The sequence below is a fragment of the Pseudarthrobacter raffinosi genome, from assembly GCF_023913835.1.
GTDB classification, from domain to species: domain Bacteria; phylum Actinomycetota; class Actinomycetes; order Actinomycetales; family Micrococcaceae; genus Arthrobacter; species Arthrobacter raffinosi.
This window is the reverse complement of sequence record NZ_JAMXBG010000008.1, coordinates 126,937-142,787: the sequence shown is the minus strand read 5'-3', so window position 1 is coordinate 142,787 and position 15,851 is coordinate 126,937. Positions and strand designations below refer to the sequence as shown.

The following is a 15,851-nucleotide window of genomic DNA, read 5'->3' as shown; positions in this document are numbered from 1 at the left end:
GCGGCTGCCGTCGCCCGGCCGTGCTCCGCCGCTTTGCGCGGCAGGGTAGCGGCCGATCACGGACATTCCGCAAAGAGCTGTTCCGGAATCAAGCCTAATACGCGCCGGGGCCGCGATGTGTTCGCTGTCACAAAGGCCCCCACGAACGGCATTTATTTAGCGGTGAATGGTTAAAGGACCCTGCCCACTGGCGTCCCGCCGCTGCGGATCAGCTAGTGATCGGCCATGCGGTTGACTAGGCTGAGATTGAATTGTGACTTTCTACGGAGCTGTCGGATCCGGTGTATCGCTGCCGGGCCTGGCCGTTTCCGCCGTTTCGGACGGCACAGTTTTGGGACGGAACCGTCCCGGTGCCGCCACGCTAAGGAGTACAGAATGAACCAGCAAAGCTTCGGCCGGAAGTTTGGTCGCACAACCGAGGCAGGGCCTGGCAGCACCCCGGGAGGCGGCTCAGCGAAGGGCGTGCAGAAGCCGGCCGGCGCCAAGCCGGGCACCATCAACCAGGCCGTGCTGGGTCCGTTCACGCTGCGGGACCTGACGGTTTTCGCCGCCACCCTCATTCTGCTGGTCGCCTCGCTGCTGCCCATCTTCTTCGGCCGGTTTAATCTCTGGAATGCAGGCAGCCTGTTCTTCCTGGGTCTCGGCATTGTGCTGCCGCTGATTGTCACGGCACTCTTTGCTGCCCGCCGGCTCGCTCCCGCCACGAGGGTCCGCATCGGTTCGCTGTCCGTTGACCAGTTTGGGTCTGTGGTGGCTTCCTTTGCACTGGCGTTCTTCTTCGTTTCCACGGCCGCGGCCTTTGTGCCCAGCCTGTTGGTGGGCCTGGTGGGTTCCGTCGTGCTGTTCGCGGGCACCGTGCTGAGCCGCTTCATTCCGTACTTCGCCGGCGACTTCCTGGGGCGCGACGAAACCCCGGCCCACGTGATGGCGCGCGACTCGGCTGTCCCGCTGCCCAAGCCGCACACGCCCAAGGAACCCAAGCCTGCGGCCACGCCCGTTCCGGAGGCTTCCGCGCCTGTTGCCGCATCTTCAGCGGCGGCAACTTCTGCGCGTGCCGCCACCCCCACCGCTTCAGCCGGGGCCTTTTCCGCCGCGCCCACCTCACCGGCTGCGTCAGCAGCCGTCTCTTCCGCCCCGGAGGTCACCGAGTGGTCCGCTGCCGGTGACGCGAGCCCCGCAACCCAGGCGGCCGACGTCGTGCCTTCCCCTCCAGCGACGGGCACCTCCACGGCGCCCGCCGTTGCGGAGACGTCTGCGGGTGACATCCCGACGGCGGCTGCGGCTGCCCCTGCGCCGACCCCTACGGCGTCCGCCGCCGCTGCCCCTGAGGCAGCAACCCACGACGCCGGCACAGGCGTCGCTGCCTCGGCTCGCCAGTCTGCCGCGGAACCTGCAGCGACGGCCGTGCATCAGCAGGTGCGCCGCGTGGAGCCCATCGGCGCCACCGTGGATCCGGCATCCAGGCCGGAAGAATCGTACGAAGAGCCTGCGCATGAGGCGTTCTGGTTTGCCGTGGCACAGCACCGGACCGCGGTGGACCCCCAGACCGGCGCCCCCGCCTTTGTGATTGAACCGGGCGGCTGGGTGCTGGCCCTGGAAGACCGGGGCCACGAATTCCTGGTCCAGCACACCGACGGACGGGTGGGCGTGCTGCGCGACCTCAGCAACATCGAGCGCGGCTAACCGGCCCCGTGGCCACGTCCCGTAGACCCGGATCCGGCCCGGCCGCAACAGCCCCGGAGTCTTTGCTGGCGTTGAAGCGCCGGGCGCGGCGGATCAACAAGGCCCTGGCGGAGAAGTATCCCTATGCCCACGCGGAGCTGGATTTCCGAAACCCGTTTGAACTGGTCGTGGCCACCGTCCTGTCGGCCCAGACCACCGATGTGCTGGTCAACCGGGTCACCAAGATCCTGTTCGCGCGGTACCCGGACGCCCGGGCCATGTCAGAGGCCGATCCCGCCGAGCTGGAAGCGATCCTGCAGCCCACCGGCTTTTTCCGGGCCAAAACGAAGAGCGTGCTGGCCCTGAGCACCCGCCTGGTGGACGAGTACGACGGCGTGGTCCCCGGCCGTCTGGAAGACCTGGTGACGCTGCCGGCAGTGGGGCGTAAGACCGCCAATGTGGTGCTGGGCAATGCCTTCGGCGTCCCCGGGATCACTGTGGATACCCACTTCGGCCGGCTCGCACGGCGCTTCGGCTGGACCGCGTCCGAGGACCCGCTACAGGTCGAATTCGACGTCGCTGAACTGTTTGAGCCCAAGGACTGGACCATGCTCTCGCATCGGGTGGTGTTCCATGGGCGGCGTGTGTGCCACTCACGGAAGCCAGCCTGCGGCGCGTGTCCGGTAGCGAACTGGTGCCCCAGCTACGGGTTGGGCGAGACTGACCCCGTCAAAGCTGCCAAACTCCTTAAATACGAGTTGGCGCCCGGGAGCGAAAGCCTCCTGGAACGGTTGCTGGCCGAGACGCACCGCGCCGCTGAAATCCGGATGGAATCGCAGAGGCGGCTCCCGTGAGCGCACGCCAGGACCTGATCGACCTGGTGCGCAGATCGGACAGCGGCGACGTCACCGCGCCGAACACTGCCTGGGCGGCACTGACCGTAGATGAAACCATAGCCCGCAAGGCGGCAATCCTGATGCTTTTCGGTGTGCTGGACGACGTTCCCGCGGCCTCCGGCAAACCCCTGGCCGCGGCGGATCTTGATGTCCTGCTGCTGGAACGCGCGCACACCCTGGATTCCCACCCCGGCCAGGTCGCCTTTCCCGGCGGTTCCATCGACGAGGACGAAACCCCGGTTGCCGCGGCCCTTCGGGAAGCCGAGGAGGAGACCGGACTGGACTCCTCCGGTGTGGAGGTCCTGGGCGTGCTGCAGGAGCTTGGGCTGGCGCGCAGCAACTTCCTGGTGACGCCGGTGCTCGGATGGTGGGCGTCGCCGTCGCCGGTGCACGTGGTGGACTACGCCGAATCCGCCCAGGTTTTCCGGATCCCAGTCCGGGACCTGCTGGACCCGGCCAACCGGGTGACAGCCACGGTCAGCCGCGATGGCAGGACCTTCAGCAGCCCCGCCTTCGCCGTCAGCGGCGTGCTGGTCTGGGGCTTCACCGGGATCATTCTGGATGGACTCTTTGAGCAGCTGGGCTGGGCCGTGCCGTGGGACCGGACCCGGCTCCACGAGGTGGTCTTCTAACGTCGGTGTAGCTTCTAGGTTCGGGGTAGCTCGCAGTGTCGGTGTGGCCCGGCGGGACTGAGCCCGCCGGGTGTGCACCATGAGTGTGTGCGCCGGCTGAGCTGGCGCACACCGGCTTAGCTGGCGATCGGCTGCTGCCGAAGATCAATGACAATGCCGGTGGCCGCGTTTTCACGCAGTGCATTGATGCCGTCCTTCAGTGCACCGAGATGCTTGAAGTCGGGCGAAACTGCCACGATATTCCCGTTTGAGTCGGTGAGCCTCAGCCGATAGCACTCGTCACTTACGCGATGTATTTCAAACCTGCCAGCCATATGCCGGATCTCCCCTGATATGCGTCTTTGCATGAATAGCTGGACCGTCTGCTTCAGTCCTGCACTGATGTAATCATGGTCACAGCGGTTCGACCAGCTACTCACGGGTAGGTTTCTTCCGGCTAACCGAATTTGCTATTTTGCGTGGTCGTAGGAGTCCACCACGGCCACGCTGACAGGGAATTCCACCGGGATGGGGCCGAACAGCAGTTCCTTCGCGGCGGCGGCAGCTTCCTCGATGACCCGGATGCAGGCCTGGACGCCAGCCTCGGGGGCATGGACCATCACCTCGTCATGCAGGAAGAACACCAGCTCCGCCTGAACGGAACCGTCGGCACGCAAGGCCCGCAGTCGCCGTCGTAATTCCGCCAGCCAGCACGCCGCCCAGTCAGCGGCGGACCCCTGCACCACAAAGTTGCGGGTGAAGCGGCCGCGGGAACGGGCAATGGATTCCGCACGGCGTTGCTCCTCGGCAGTGGCCGACTGCTGGCTCCGGTACCACCCTTCCGACGGGGGCGGGCTGCTCCGGCCAAGCCGGGTGGTCACGGTGCCGCCAGCCTCGCCGTCGCGCGCCGCCTGCTCCACAAAGCCGACGGCGCGGGGGTAGGTCCGTGCCAGCTGCGGCATCAGGCGCCCCGATTCGCCCGTGGTGGCGCCATAAATGGCGCCGAGGAGGGCGACCTTCGCCTTGGCGCGATCGCCGCCGAAACCCTGGGCGGCGATGCCGGCGTACAGGTCCTGGTCGCGCGCTGCTTCCGCCATTTTGGAGTCCTGCGCCAGCGCCACCAGCACGCGGGGTTCCAGCTGGGAGGCGTCCGCGACGATGAGCTTGTGGCCGGGATCCGCATGGACGGCGCCGCGGATCTGCCGCGGGATCTGCAGGGCCCCGCCGCCCCGCGAGGCCCAGCGGCCGGACACCACACCGCCCACAACATACTCGGGCTGGAAGCGGCCCTTGGCTACCCATGCGTCCAGCCAGGCCCAGCCGTTGGCGGTGTGCAGGCGGGACAGTTTCTTGTAGGCGAGGAGCGGTTCGATGGCGGGGTGGCTGGACTCCATCAGCTCCCACTGCCGCGTGCTTTTCACCTCGATGCCGTTGCGGTGCAGGGCGCGCATCAGTTCCTGCGGCGAGTCCGGGTTCAGTCCGGGCGAGTTGAGCAGCCCCCGCAGTTCGGTGTTCAGGGCCTCCAGCTTCGCGGGGCGGTGACCGGACGGCGGGCGCGGCCCGAGGTGGCCGGCCAGGATTTGCTCGTGCAGGTCCTCGCGCCAAGGGACGCCGGTGTGCTGCATCTCCGCGGCGATCATGGCGCCGGCGGACTCGGCGGCCAGCAGCAGCTGGAGCCGCTTCCGCTTGTTTTCGTCCGGAGGCGCATCGGCCAGGGCAGCCTGCTGGGCGGCGTATTCTGCGCGGAGCTCCGCCAGGCCTTGCCGTGGGGCGCGGTGGCGGACATCGTCAAAGAGGGCGCCCTGATCCGCCGGCGGGGGCGGCGGCTGGAGGGCGCGGGGCGTCTCCTGGGGATCGTCCAACGATTCCTTGTCGGCGTTCCGCGCGTACTCCGTGTGGGCAGTGAACTGCGAATACGCCAGGATATTGCCGCACAGACCGAGGTCATAGCAGCGCTCCAGTTCCACACCGGCCGCCAGCAGGGCGGGGTACCAGTCCTGGGTCCGGTTCCAGATCCAGCGGGGCGGCGCCTCGCGGGGCCGGTTCTCCAGCTGGCGAACGACGCCGGCCAGCTCGCTTGCGCTGATGAGGCGCGGTTCGGGGCGGTCGGGGTGGGGATCGCCCGCCTGGGTGACCTGCTGGAGGGCTGTGCCGTGGGCGTGGGCGGCGAGCAGCAGATACATAGGTCCAATTCTGCCCTGTGGCGGGGACATTCAAGCCCCAATCCCCTGCGGTCAATATATGTTGACGCCCCTCCATTCGTCAACTAAAGTTGACGAATGGAGGTAGAAAGGATGAAAACGCTGGTCGCATCAATGGACGGGAAAGGTCCCGCTGAAGCGCTGTACGCAGTGGCGGAACTGCAGAAGGAGGTCCGCCGCGCCGAAGCGGCCCTGGTTCGCAAGGCGAGGCAGGCCGGTCTGTCTTGGGAAGCCATTGCCCTGTGCCTTGGGGTCAGTAAGCAGGCCGTCCACCGCAAATACGGGAAGCAGTAACGGCCCGGCCGTTCGGCCCGTCTTTCTGTCCGGCCTATCGGCCGGGTGGATGGAGTTGTCCACATACGGTGGCATGGCCCTGTTTCTCCCCCTTGAGTTCGGTGGAGAGTTGCTGCATGAGCAGGCACCAGCTATCGCCACCCCCTTCCGAGCGGCCTTCCGCCCAGCTGTCCCGTGCCCGGCCCTCCCCTCCCCAAGGATCTGAATCCGGTGGTTCCCAGGCCCGTGGTTCCAGGTCCGGTGGTTCCACGTCCTGTGCGCCTGCCTCGGCACAGGCCGCGGGAGCCTGGCTGCCGGACCCCGCTGGTGCCGAGGTCCTCCTGGTCACCGGCTACGACTTTCTGCAGGGCGAAGTGGAACGGATTGTGGCTGCCGCTGGCGGCCAGCTGCGGGTGGTGGCGGACGTGGCTGATGCCGCCAAGTACTGGGACGCCGCGGCCGCAGTATTGGTGGGGAGCGATGTCCGCGAGCTGCCGCCGCGGCGGCGGGCCCCTGCCGTGTTGGTGGGCCTGAACGGGGAGGGGGACAGTCTCTGGCACCTGGCCACAGCCCTCGGAGCGGAGCGGGTGGCGGTGCTTCCGGATGCCGCGGCCTGGCTGGCAGAGTACCTGAGCCGGTCGCGGTCACCCGAAGCGGGAGGACTGGTCCTCGGGATAACAGGGGGCTGCGGCGGTGCCGGTGCCACCACCGCGGCAATCTGGATCGCCCAGGCGGCAGCCGGGCTCGGTGTGCGCGTGTTGCTGGTTGATGGCGACCCGTGGGGCGGTGGCCTGGAACTGGCGCTGGCAGCTGAGGAGACGCCGGGGCTGCGCTGGCCTGACCTGTCCGACGCGAGCGGAAGCATCGATCCCGAGCAGCTGGCCGACTCACTGCCGGTAGCCGGCGGGTTTTCCTTCCTGTCCTGGCCCGGCAGCCGCGACCGCCAGGCACCGGTGGATGCCGCCACCACCGGCGGCGTCCTAGATGCGGGCCGGCGGGGCTATGAACTGGTGGTGGTGGACATCGGTCGGGGCACCGAACCCGTGCGTATGTTTGCCTGGGACTGTGACCGCATCCTGGTGGTTGTTCCGGCGCAGCTGAAGGCAGCGGTGGCCACGGCCCGGCTGCTGCACGAGCTTCCGCCGGTTGAGGCAGCCCTCCTGGTCCGGGGCAAGGCCGGTGCCGCGCTGGACGCCGGACTCATTGCGGACGCCGTCGGGCTGCCGGTCCAGGGCCGCGTTCCGGAGCTGCGCGGCGTTACGGCTGCCGGGGAAAACGGCAGGCTCCTTGACGTGGGCAAACGACGGAGTGTCAGGCATTTTGCCGCCTCAGTGCTCGATCTGCTGGACGGCGAGATCCCTGTCGGAGACCTGCCGTGAGCGCGCAGCGGCCAGTCCCGCCGCCGTCGCCCCAGGACCAGCGGACGGGGGCACGCCGTCGGCAGGCCCGTGTCCTGGATCCGCGCTTTCTGGATTCGGCACTGTTGGAAACCGTCCGTGAGTCAGTCATGGCCGACGCCGGACCTGTCACCCCGTCCCGGGTTGCCGCCGCCGTCCAGGCCACCGGCCGGCTGCTGGGGACTGCCGGCTCCCTTGCCGCCGTGGAACGGATCAGCGCCGAGCTGAACGGGCTCGGCCTACTCCAGGAACTGACGCGGGACGTGCACGTCACCGACATCTTCGTCAACGCCCCGGACTCGGTCTGGATCGACCGGGGTCAGGGCCTCGAACCGGCAGGGGTTTCGTTTTCCGGCGAGGCACAGGTGCGGGCCTTGGCATCGCGGCTGGTGGCCGCCGGCGGCAGGCGGCTGGACGACGGGTCCCCGTGCGTTGATGTCAGGCTTGAGGGCGGATACCGCGTCCACGCCGTCCTGCCGCCGATTTCCACCGCCGGCACCTTGCTGAGCGTCCGCATCCGGCGGGAGCAGGTCTTCTCCATGGACGAACTCCGTGCCGGCGGCATGTTCGGCAGCACGGTCCAGGAGGTCCTTGAACGGGTTGTTGAGCAGCGGCTGAGTTTCCTGATCAGCGGGGCCACGGGTTCCGGAAAGACCACGTTGCTGTCCACACTGCTGGGGCTGTGCTCCCCGGCGGAACGGCTGGTCCTGATCGAGGACGCGTCCGAACTGAACCCCGTCCATCCGCACATTGTGTCGCTGGAGTCCCGTCACGGAAACCTCGAAGGCGGCGGCGAAGTGGATCTCGGCGAACTCGTCCGGCAGGCACTGCGGATGCGGCCGGACCGGCTGGTGGTGGGGGAATGCCGTGGGGCCGAGGTGCGGGAACTCCTGACCGCCATGAACACAGGCCACACCGGCGGGGGAGGGACCATCCATGCGAACGCTGCCACCGCTGTCCCGGCCCGCCTGACAGCTTTGGGAGCACTGGCAGGCATGGGCCAGGACGCGGTCCGGCTGCAGGCAGCCAGCGCCTTGGACGTTGTGGTCCACGTGGAGCGGTCCGGCCACGGGCGGCATGTTGCCTGCGTGGGCGTGGTGCAGGACGGTCCCGGCGGTCTAACCGTGGTTCCGGCGTTGGAGGCCAGACGCGGCCAGGTCGGCACCGGTCCAGCCTGGGAGGCGATGAGCAAGCGGCTGGGACTGTCCCTCGAGGCGGGTGCCGCCGTATGACCCTTCTGCTGGCCGTGGTCCTCGTGCTGGCGGTCGTGCTGCTCTTCAGCCCGCCCGGCGGTGCCACAGGCCGTTTCCGGCGGGCCGTGGGGAGTGCAGGACCAGGCTTCGCCTCTCGGGTTCAGGGCGGGGCTGGTGGCACCAGGACGGGCGGCTCGTGGCGCAGGTCGCTCCGTGCCGGACCGGAACGGAATGACCTGTCACTGACCCTTGTGGTGCAGCAGCTTGCTGCGCTGCTGAAGGGCGGCCGCACTCCGGCACGGCTATGGGATGAACTGTGGCTGGTCCACGGTGGCCGTCGGGAGCCAGATTCCGCAACTACGGGTGCAGGTTCACGCGCATCGCAGGACCTTGGCGGACGGGCGGAACCAATCCGCGGGTCAGCGGCCGGGCGCAGCGGTCCGAGCCTCAGCGCAGGTTCCCTGGTGATGCTTGGCGCCGTCCGGGCAGCAGCGTTCCGGGGCGCACCCGTGTCGGAGGCGATCCGGAAGGCCGTGCAATCGGAGTTTTCGCGCGCCGACAGCAGGGAGTTACGGATCTGGTGTGAGCTGGCCGCCTGCTTTGACATTGCCGAAGCCAGCGGCTGTCCACTGGCGGACGTCCTGGCGAGGTTTGCGGCCCAACTGGAAGTGGAAGACGACGCCGAGGCCGCACGGCAGACAGCGCTCGCCGGGCCCAAGGCCACGGTAGGTCTCCTGACCTGGCTCCCGCTGATGGGACTGGGCCTGGGAATGGCGTTGGGCGTGGATCCCCTGGCCATCCTGATCGGGACCCCGCTGGGTCTGGCGGCCCTCGCCGCGGGCGTGGGCCTCACCATCACCGGAAGAATCTGGTCCGCCCGCCTGGTCGGTGCTGCCGCCGGGGCCGGTGTGCCATGACGGACATTCTTGTGCCGGGGCTTGCCTCGGCCGTTGTTCTGGCTGCTGCCGCCTGCCTTGCCCTTTCGCAGCCAAGCCGAGTCCGAAAGCGACTGCTCAGGCTGCGAGGGGACGTGGGCGCCGGGCCGCATGGGGCCGATGAAGCACTCACTCAAGGCGGCCGCCTTCACGGATTGCGCGACACGGCAATGATGCTTGAGCTCGTGGCCGCGATGCTGGACGCGGGGTCTGGCATTGGCCGGTCCCTGGAACTCGTCGCGGCCTCGGCCTCCGCGGACTACGGCAAGGCGCTGCGTCCGGTGGTGTCTGCGCTCGCCATCGGAGCCGACTGGGAGACAGCCTGGCGCAGTTCCGAAGTCCGTCTTCCTGTAATCCTGGAATTGCGTGACGCACTGGGATTCGCCGCCCTGACCGGAGCGCCGTCGTCGGCCATCCTTTACGCACAGGCCGCGAGGTTGCGCCGGGAAAGATTCCGCGCTGCGGAGAAACGGGCGGCCTCCCTCGGCGTGAAGCTGGTCATTCCGCTGGGCCTGTGCTCGCTCCCGGCCTTCATCTGCCTGGGCGTAGTCCCGGTCCTGCTGGCACTGGTGCCGTCCGGGTCCTGACCGCGGGATTTGGGCTACGGTCCATTCCTCCACACCCCGTCCCGTCCTCCACAATCCGCTCAAAGCGGCGCTTATCCACTTACGGGATGTTTGCACTTACCGAGATCTGCGGAGCCGGGAAGAGTCGAAATCAGCCGGCAACTCGGCCGGAGCACAGAAGGGAAACCGTCACCATGACCATCATCCAAAACAGCCCCTGCGCCGCCCCTGCGCCGCCCCTGCGCCGGAGCTCAGCACGGGAGTTGCGGGGACCCCCGCATGGGACTCCGTAGTACTTGCCAATGCAGGACTGGGCGCGTGTACCTGCCAACGGGAGGTGGCCCCAGAGGCCGTTGGCAACGTCGTGGAGCTATACCCCGGTGCCAGCGAGGCGAAAAAGCGCCGGCCCCGGCTCACAGCTTCAGAGGCCGGAATGGCGACGGCCGAATACGCCATAGCTACCCTTGCCGCGGTTGGCTTCGCCGGACTTCTCGTCTTCATTCTCCGCAGCGACGAAGTGCGCGGATTCCTGCTGAACCTCATCCGCACGGCGCTGGCCTTGCCATGAGTCTGCCGCCGGCAGCGCTGCCACGGGCTGATGGCCGGAGCAGCCGCTGTGGCCGCTTCCGGAACCAAGGCGTGGAAAGCCGCGTGGCGCTGGGACCGGCGGCCGCACTCCGTCGCTGGCGCCGTGGGCCGGGGAATGCCCATGGCGCCGTGACGGCGGAGTTCGCGGTAGCGCTGCCGGCAGTACTGTTGCTCCTCGCACTGCTCCTGGCAGGAGCCTCCGCGGGCGTCACGCAGCTCAGGCTCGAGGAGGCGGCGCGGGCCGGCGCCAGGGCGTTGGCCCGCGGCGAGGACCCGGCCGCAGTGCAGGGGATCGTCAGGACCTTGGCGGGGACGTCGGCAACGGCGTCCGTTGCGTCTGACGGCGAGTGGCTCAGCGTTACGGTGGCTGACGGTGTGGGCGGACCGCTGGGGGCAACTGTGCCCTGGACCCTCACGGCCAAGGCCACCACGCGGAGCGAAACGCCGGCTGCCGCGGCCACTCCGGGGTTGGAGCCGGTCGGGGCCCCGGAGGAGGCGCCGTTGTGAACAGGCAATTCCGGGACAACCCGGAGCGCGGTTCGGGAACAGTACTGGCTGCGGGACTGGCGCTGGTTGTCATCATGGCGATGGCCCTGATGCTGTTGTTCGCACAGTCCGCGGTGATGGCCAGCAGGGCAGCGGCAGCGGCGGACCTCGCTGCCCTTGCCGCGGCCGATGCCCTGCGCGGGATCACTCCGGGAGACCCCTGCACGGTGGCCGCCGAGGTAGCAGGCCGCCATGAGGCGGCCCTCGTCAGCTGTACGGAAGGGGCCGGCCAGACCGTCATGGTCCGAACGGAGCTAAATGCACGCATACTGGTTGGCGCCGCAACCGGTCAGGCGCGGGCCGGACCGCCGCCCTGAGCGCCTGTGGTGCTGAACGGCTCCGTGCTCGCCAGGAATTCCGCACTGCGGAGAGGCCTTTCGCGCGCGTCTTTAAGGAGGACGTCGATGAGCGTGACGGCGGCAGCCTTGTCCAGCGGATTGTTCTTGTTCCCACATTTGGGGGACTGGACGCAGGACGGGCAGCCCGACTCGCATTCACACGCCTTGATGGCGTCGCGCGTCGCCGAGAGCCACACCTTTGCCTTGTCGAAGCCCCGTTCGGCAAAGCCGGCACCGCCGGGGTGCCCGTCGTACACAAAGATGGTGGGCGCGCCGGTGTCGGCGTGGATGGCGGTGGATACTCCGCCGATGTCCCAGCGGTCGCTGGAGGCCACCAGCGGCAGCAGGCCGATCGCTGCGTGTTCGGCGGCGTGCAGGGCCCCCGGGAACTGCGCCTCGATGAGCCCGGCGCCCGTCAGCGAACGGTTCTCCACCACAAACCAGACGGCCTTCGTGAACAGGTCCCGGGCGCCCAGCTCCAGCGGCTCCTCGCCCAGGATTTCGTTTGAAATCAAGGCCTTGCGCTGAAAGGAAACCACCTGTGTTGTCACTTTCACATCACCGAAGTGGACGGCGATATCGCCCCAGTGCTCGGTCCGGAGTGTTTCGAGCACTTCGATCTGGGTCACGTCCCGGGCCGTTGTGTAGTAGTCGGGGTTGGCGCGCCGGACCACCACGCAGTGGTCGTCTTCGTTCAGGTCCTCCACCACATAGCTGTCGCCCTGGTGCACATAGATGGCACCTGTGTGCGCCTGGTAGTGCGTCTGGGGCGAATCCATGGTCCCGAGGAGGGAGCCGGTGTCGGCGTCAACGATGCTCACCGGTCCGCCTCCGTCGGCACGAAGGTTCACCATGGCCGCAGCGCTCTGGGAGTGCGTCCAGAACCAGCCCGCCGGCCGGCGGCGCAAATAGCCCTGCGCCACGAGCTGCCCTAACAACTTCTCTGCTGTGCCGCCGAACAGGCCAAGCTCAGCCACGCCCAGCGGAAGCTCCGCGGCGGCGGCACAAAGATGGGGCCCCAGCACATAGGGATTGGAGGGATCAAAGACGGTGGCCTCCACCGACACGTCGAAAATCGCCTCGGGATGGTTCACCAGGTAGGTGTCGAGCGGATCATCGCTGGCCACAAACGCGGCAATCGCATCCTGGCCCGCGCGCCCAGCCCGGCCGATCTGCTGGAACAGCGACGCCCTGGTGCCTGGCCAGCCCGCGACCAGGACGGCATCCAGCCCGGAAATGTCGATGCCCAGTTCAAGGGCGGACGTGCTGGAGACACCCAGCAGTTCGCCGGAGCGGAGTGCCTTTTCCAGGGCCCGGCGTTCTTCCGGAAGGTAGCCGGAACGGTAGGCGGCCACGCGTTGGGGAAGACTGGGGTCCACTTCGTCCAGAAGGCGCTTGGTGATCGAAGCGATTGTCTCCGCACCGCGGCGGGACTTGATGAAGGCGATGGTCCGGATGCGGGACGAAACCAGGTTCGCCAGCAGATCGGCCGTTTCAGCAACGGCGGTGCGGCGTTCCCTGGCGCCGTTCTCGCCCTTGAGATCGGTCAGCGCAGGCTCCCAGAAAGCCACCGTAGTGGAACCGTGCGGCGAGCAGTCCTCGGCAACGGCCCGGACCGGCGCCCCGATCAGGCGGCCGAAGGATGAGCCTGGCTCAGATGCCGTGGCAGACGCGGCGATGAACACCGGACCGGGGTGGGTGGTCCCGGCACCGTAGTACGCGCAGATGCGTCGCAGCCGGCGCATCAGGTTGGCCACGTGCGAGCCGAACACCCCGCGGTAGCTGTGGGCCTCATCCACAATCACGTACCGCAGCCGCCGGAAGAAGCTGGCCCACCAGGCGTGATTGGGAAGGATGCCGAAGTGGAGCATGTCCGGATTCGCCAGGATGAAGTTGGCGTGGTCCCGGATCCACCGGCGGGACGCGGGTTCGGTATCGCCGTCGTACGTCTCGGCCCGTACGGTGGGCAGATTCAGGGAACGGATGGCTGCGAGCTGGTCGGCAGCGAGAGCCTTCGTGGGGGAGAGGTAGAGTGTCACGGCGCCGTCGTCGTGGATTTTTCCCGGTTCGGACAGGACGCGCAGTTCGGAGCGGTGGATGGCGTCAAGTGCCGGCAGTTGGTAGGCCAGGGACTTTCCGGAGGCGGTGCCGGTGGCGATGACCACGTGCTCGCCGCCGTGGGCCAGGTTGGCGGCTTGGATCTGGTGCCGGTACGGCTCGTGGATGCCCAGGGAGCCATAAGCGGCCACCAGATCCGGGTGCGCCCACGTTGGCCACGGTTCGTGGACTGCCTGCCGGGCTGGGATGGTGCGGACATGACGCAGCTGTTCCGGGTCCGGGCCTCGGCCCAGCAATGGAATCAGGGAGTCATGGGGGTTCACCCCAACATTCTTTCACCCGGGGAAAAATCACCCCACGGAAAGGTCTGCGCCTTCGTCGGACGTGGACAGCATCAGCACGCGGCAAACAGTTGACCAGCCCAAGTGGGAATACAGCTTCTGGCCGTCGATCGAGGCCAGCAGCAGGCCGTTCTCCACATACGGTCCGATGGCCTGCGCCGCAAGGGCCTTCATGATGAAGCTGCCCAGTCCGCGGCGCTGGAACGCGGGTTGGACCACAATCTTGTCGAACACTGCAGTCTCGCCCACCACAAAAGCCCTGCCGCTCGCCGCTACAGTGTCACTCGAGCGGACCACTGCGTGGTGGACGCCGTCGAGCTGGGAGGTGACCAGGTTCAATTCGTCGTCGGAGAGCCACGGATCTTCCGTATCCTGCGTGGCCATGTCCACAATCATCATGGCCTGCGATGCGGACGTGACGTTCAGCCCGTGTTTTTGGGCCAGTGCACTGAAGCGGGCAACATCATTGGTGAGGATGGTCAGGACCCTGGCCGGGGCCTCGGCGGTCTTCGCAGCCAGGGCAGCGAACTCATTCTCGGAGGGGTCATGGGCGAAGTATTCCCACTCCCCGGAGGTGTCGGCCCGCAGTGCAGCGGGGAAGCGGCCCTCAACTGAGGTCTGGTAACCGCGGCAGCCGGCCCAGCCAGCTACCCAGACTTCAAGAAGGCGTGTGATGTCTTCAACCAAGGCGTCCGGACTCATGTCATGAGAGTATTCCAGCCCCGACACAAGCAACAGGGGTAGGGTGCCCCCGATGTGACTTGCCTATGCAATCGTGACAGGACAAGACTGACGGCATGCCCGCCGCCAAGGAACCGTCCAAGAACACTTTTCCGCTGTCCCTGCTGGTTTGTGTCGCCTTAATGGTGGCCATGGTGGGCGGCGCCAGGTATTGGGAGACGGCCACGGGCGTGGCTTACTGGGTCTGGCTTGCCGGCGGGCTCGTCCCGCTGGTGGCCGGCGCACTGACCTACCGGAATTCGAAGCGCCCGCTGGACTTTCTGGGATCACGCTCCGAGCCCGAAGGAGCGCAACGGCCGGGACTTGGTGGGCTTCTTACTGCCGTGGTCCTGTTTGTGGTGCCGCGCCTCGTTGGTGACGGTGCGGCAGAACTCGCCCTCAACAATGGCGCTGGTGCTTTCGGGGCCGCCGTGACGGCAACCGCGGTGCCGTTCGCCGTCGTCGTCCTGGGGTACCGGACGGCCGAAACCGCCCTGAACAGGTGCGACGCCGCCATCGCAGCGGCGCAGCCTTAGCCCCCGGCCAATCGGCGGGTCCGTTCTCCGGCAACCCAGTACCCTTAAATACGTGGCTTTGAACCGAATTGTGCTCTTTTACGGCTTTACCCCCATCGCTGATCCGGACGCGGTGCGGCTCTGGCAGCGTGCCCTGTGCGAAAAACTCGGGCTGACCGGACGCATCCTCCTTTCCAAGGACGGCATCAACGCCACGGTGGGCGGCGAGATCGGCGCCGTCAAGCAATACGTGAAGACCACACGCGAATACAAGGGATTCCACGGCATCGACGTGAAATGGTCCGACGGCGGCGCGGAGGACTTCCCGCGGCTGAGCGTTAAGGTCCGGGACGAGATCGTCTCCTTCGGCGCGCCAGGCGAACTCAAGGTGGATGAGCACGGTGTGGTGGGCGGCGGCACGCACCTCAAGCCCGAGGAACTGCACGAACTGGTGGAGGCCACCAAACAGGCCGGCGAGGACGTGGTGTTCTTCGACGGCCGCAACGCCTTCGAGGCCCAGATCGGCAAGTTCAAGGACGCGATCGTCCCTGACGTGGCCACTACCCACGATTTCATCAAGGAGCTCGACTCCGGCAAGTACGACGCCCTCAAGGACAAACCGGTGGTCACCTATTGCACCGGCGGCATCCGCTGCGAGGTGCTCTCCAGTCTGATGGTGAACCGCGGTTTCAAGCAGGTGTACCAGCTCGACGGCGGCATCGTCCGCTACGGCGAAACGTTCAAGGACCAGGGCCTCTGGGAAGGCTCGCTCTACGTGTTCGACAAGCGCATGCACCTGGAATTCAGCGAGGACGCCAAGACCATCGGTGAGTGCGTCCGCTGTGCCGCGCCCACCAGCAAGTTCGAGAACTGTTCCAACCCGAGCTGCCGCACGCTGACCTTGTATTGCGCCGAGTGTGCCGCCAGCCCGGAGACGCTGCGCTGCCCCGAAGGCTGCGTGGCCTGAGCTGCATGGTCTGAGCCCCGCTGCCGGTTCAGAGCCGGCTGGCT

Annotated in this window: 17 protein-coding genes; 13 read left to right on the top strand and 4 right to left on the bottom strand. The window is 67.4% G+C overall.

Annotation, left to right across the window (positions count from 1 at the left end):
* The first annotated feature begins 375 nt into the window (after positions 1 to 375).
* The 3 genes from NG697_RS10155 to NG697_RS10145 are packed head-to-tail and all read left to right on the top strand — an operon-like array spanning position 376 to position 3,190.
* Complete coding sequence (locus NG697_RS10155) at positions 376 to 1,683, top strand: hypothetical protein (protein WP_252614104.1); 1,308 nt, start codon at positions 376 to 378, stop codon at positions 1,681 to 1,683.
* Positions 1,684 to 1,691: 8 nt separating this feature from the next.
* The gene (gene nth, locus NG697_RS10150; RefSeq protein WP_252614103.1) at positions 1,692 to 2,516 is read left to right on the top strand and encodes an endonuclease III; all 825 of its coding nucleotides are present in this window, start codon (positions 1,692 to 1,694) and stop codon (positions 2,514 to 2,516) included.
* On the top strand, positions 2,513 to 3,190 hold the full coding sequence (locus NG697_RS10145; RefSeq protein ID WP_252600344.1) for an NUDIX hydrolase: 678 nt from the start codon (positions 2,513 to 2,515) through the stop codon (positions 3,188 to 3,190). Before nth ends, NG697_RS10145 begins: the two co-directional genes overlap by 4 nt.
* A gap of 116 nt (positions 3,191 to 3,306) precedes the next feature.
* Here the strand turns inward: NG697_RS10145 and NG697_RS10140 are convergent, their stop codons facing one another.
* Positions 3,307 to 3,609, bottom strand: a complete 303-nt coding sequence (locus NG697_RS10140; protein WP_308216222.1) for a YegP family protein — start codon at positions 3,607 to 3,609, stop codon at positions 3,307 to 3,309.
* Positions 3,610 to 3,639: 30 nt separating this feature from the next.
* Positions 3,640 to 5,352, bottom strand: a complete 1,713-nt coding sequence (locus NG697_RS10135) for a bifunctional 3'-5' exonuclease/DNA polymerase (RefSeq protein ID WP_252614102.1) — start codon at positions 5,350 to 5,352, stop codon at positions 3,640 to 3,642.
* 96 nt (positions 5,353 to 5,448) lie between these two features.
* Between NG697_RS10135 and NG697_RS10130 the strand changes: the two genes are divergently transcribed.
* The 8 genes from NG697_RS10130 to NG697_RS10095 all read left to right on the top strand — a co-directional run bounded on the left by NG697_RS10130 (position 5,449) and on the right by NG697_RS10095 (position 11,185).
* Positions 5,449 to 5,664, top strand: a complete 216-nt coding sequence (locus NG697_RS10130; RefSeq protein WP_252603279.1) for an AsnC family protein — start codon at positions 5,449 to 5,451, stop codon at positions 5,662 to 5,664.
* A gap of 116 nt (positions 5,665 to 5,780) precedes the next feature.
* Entirely contained in the window at positions 5,781 to 7,022 is a 1,242-nt protein-coding gene (gene ssd / locus NG697_RS10125; protein ID WP_308216221.1) for a septum site-determining protein Ssd, read from the top strand.
* Positions 7,019 to 8,272 carry a TadA family conjugal transfer-associated ATPase gene (locus tag NG697_RS10120; protein ID WP_374209914.1) on the top strand — a complete coding sequence of 418 codons (1,254 nt, stop codon included), beginning with the start codon at positions 7,019 to 7,021 and terminating at the stop codon, positions 8,270 to 8,272. Before ssd ends, NG697_RS10120 begins: the two co-directional genes overlap by 4 nt.
* Positions 8,269 to 9,150 carry a type II secretion system F family protein gene (locus tag NG697_RS10115; protein WP_252603276.1) on the top strand — a complete coding sequence of 294 codons (882 nt, stop codon included), beginning with the start codon at positions 8,269 to 8,271 and terminating at the stop codon, positions 9,148 to 9,150. Before NG697_RS10120 ends, NG697_RS10115 begins: the two co-directional genes overlap by 4 nt.
* Positions 9,147 to 9,755, top strand: coding sequence for a type II secretion system F family protein (locus tag NG697_RS10110; protein ID WP_252609803.1), 609 nt, complete (start codon positions 9,147 to 9,149; stop codon positions 9,753 to 9,755). The genes NG697_RS10115 and NG697_RS10110 overlap by 4 nt, the downstream gene beginning before the upstream one ends.
* Before the next feature lie 289 nt (positions 9,756 to 10,044).
* Complete coding sequence (locus NG697_RS10105; RefSeq protein ID WP_252614127.1) at positions 10,045 to 10,302, top strand: DUF4244 domain-containing protein; 258 nt, start codon at positions 10,045 to 10,047, stop codon at positions 10,300 to 10,302.
* An 83-nt stretch (positions 10,303 to 10,385) separates the two neighbouring features.
* Positions 10,386 to 10,829 (top strand): TadE family type IV pilus minor pilin, encoded by a 444-nt coding sequence (locus tag NG697_RS10100; protein WP_252603266.1) that lies wholly within the window; start codon positions 10,386 to 10,388, stop codon positions 10,827 to 10,829.
* The gene (locus NG697_RS10095) at positions 10,826 to 11,185 is read left to right on the top strand and encodes an Rv3654c family TadE-like protein (RefSeq protein ID WP_252603263.1); all 360 of its coding nucleotides are present in this window, start codon (positions 10,826 to 10,828) and stop codon (positions 11,183 to 11,185) included. Before NG697_RS10100 ends, NG697_RS10095 begins: the two co-directional genes overlap by 4 nt.
* Here NG697_RS10095 and sftH read toward each other — a convergent pair.
* Positions 11,158 to 13,587: a DEAD/DEAH box helicase gene (gene sftH, locus NG697_RS10090; protein ID WP_252603260.1), complete on the bottom strand. Its 2,430-nt coding sequence runs from the start codon at positions 13,585 to 13,587 to the stop codon at positions 11,158 to 11,160. The genes NG697_RS10095 and sftH overlap by 28 nt on opposite strands.
* Before the next feature lie 27 nt (positions 13,588 to 13,614).
* Positions 13,615 to 14,307, bottom strand: coding sequence for a GNAT family N-acetyltransferase (locus NG697_RS10085; RefSeq protein ID WP_252603256.1), 693 nt, complete (start codon positions 14,305 to 14,307; stop codon positions 13,615 to 13,617).
* Positions 14,308 to 14,402: 95 nt separating this feature from the next.
* On the opposite strand from NG697_RS10085, the gene NG697_RS10080 reads away from it, so the two are divergent.
* Positions 14,403 to 14,861: a hypothetical protein gene (locus NG697_RS10080; protein ID WP_252614101.1), complete on the top strand. Its 459-nt coding sequence runs from the start codon at positions 14,403 to 14,405 to the stop codon at positions 14,859 to 14,861.
* 52 nt (positions 14,862 to 14,913) lie between these two features.
* Positions 14,914 to 15,807: an oxygen-dependent tRNA uridine(34) hydroxylase TrhO gene (gene trhO / locus NG697_RS10075; RefSeq protein WP_252603250.1), complete on the top strand. Its 894-nt coding sequence runs from the start codon at positions 14,914 to 14,916 to the stop codon at positions 15,805 to 15,807.
* The last annotated feature ends 44 nt before the right edge of the window (positions 15,808 to 15,851 follow it).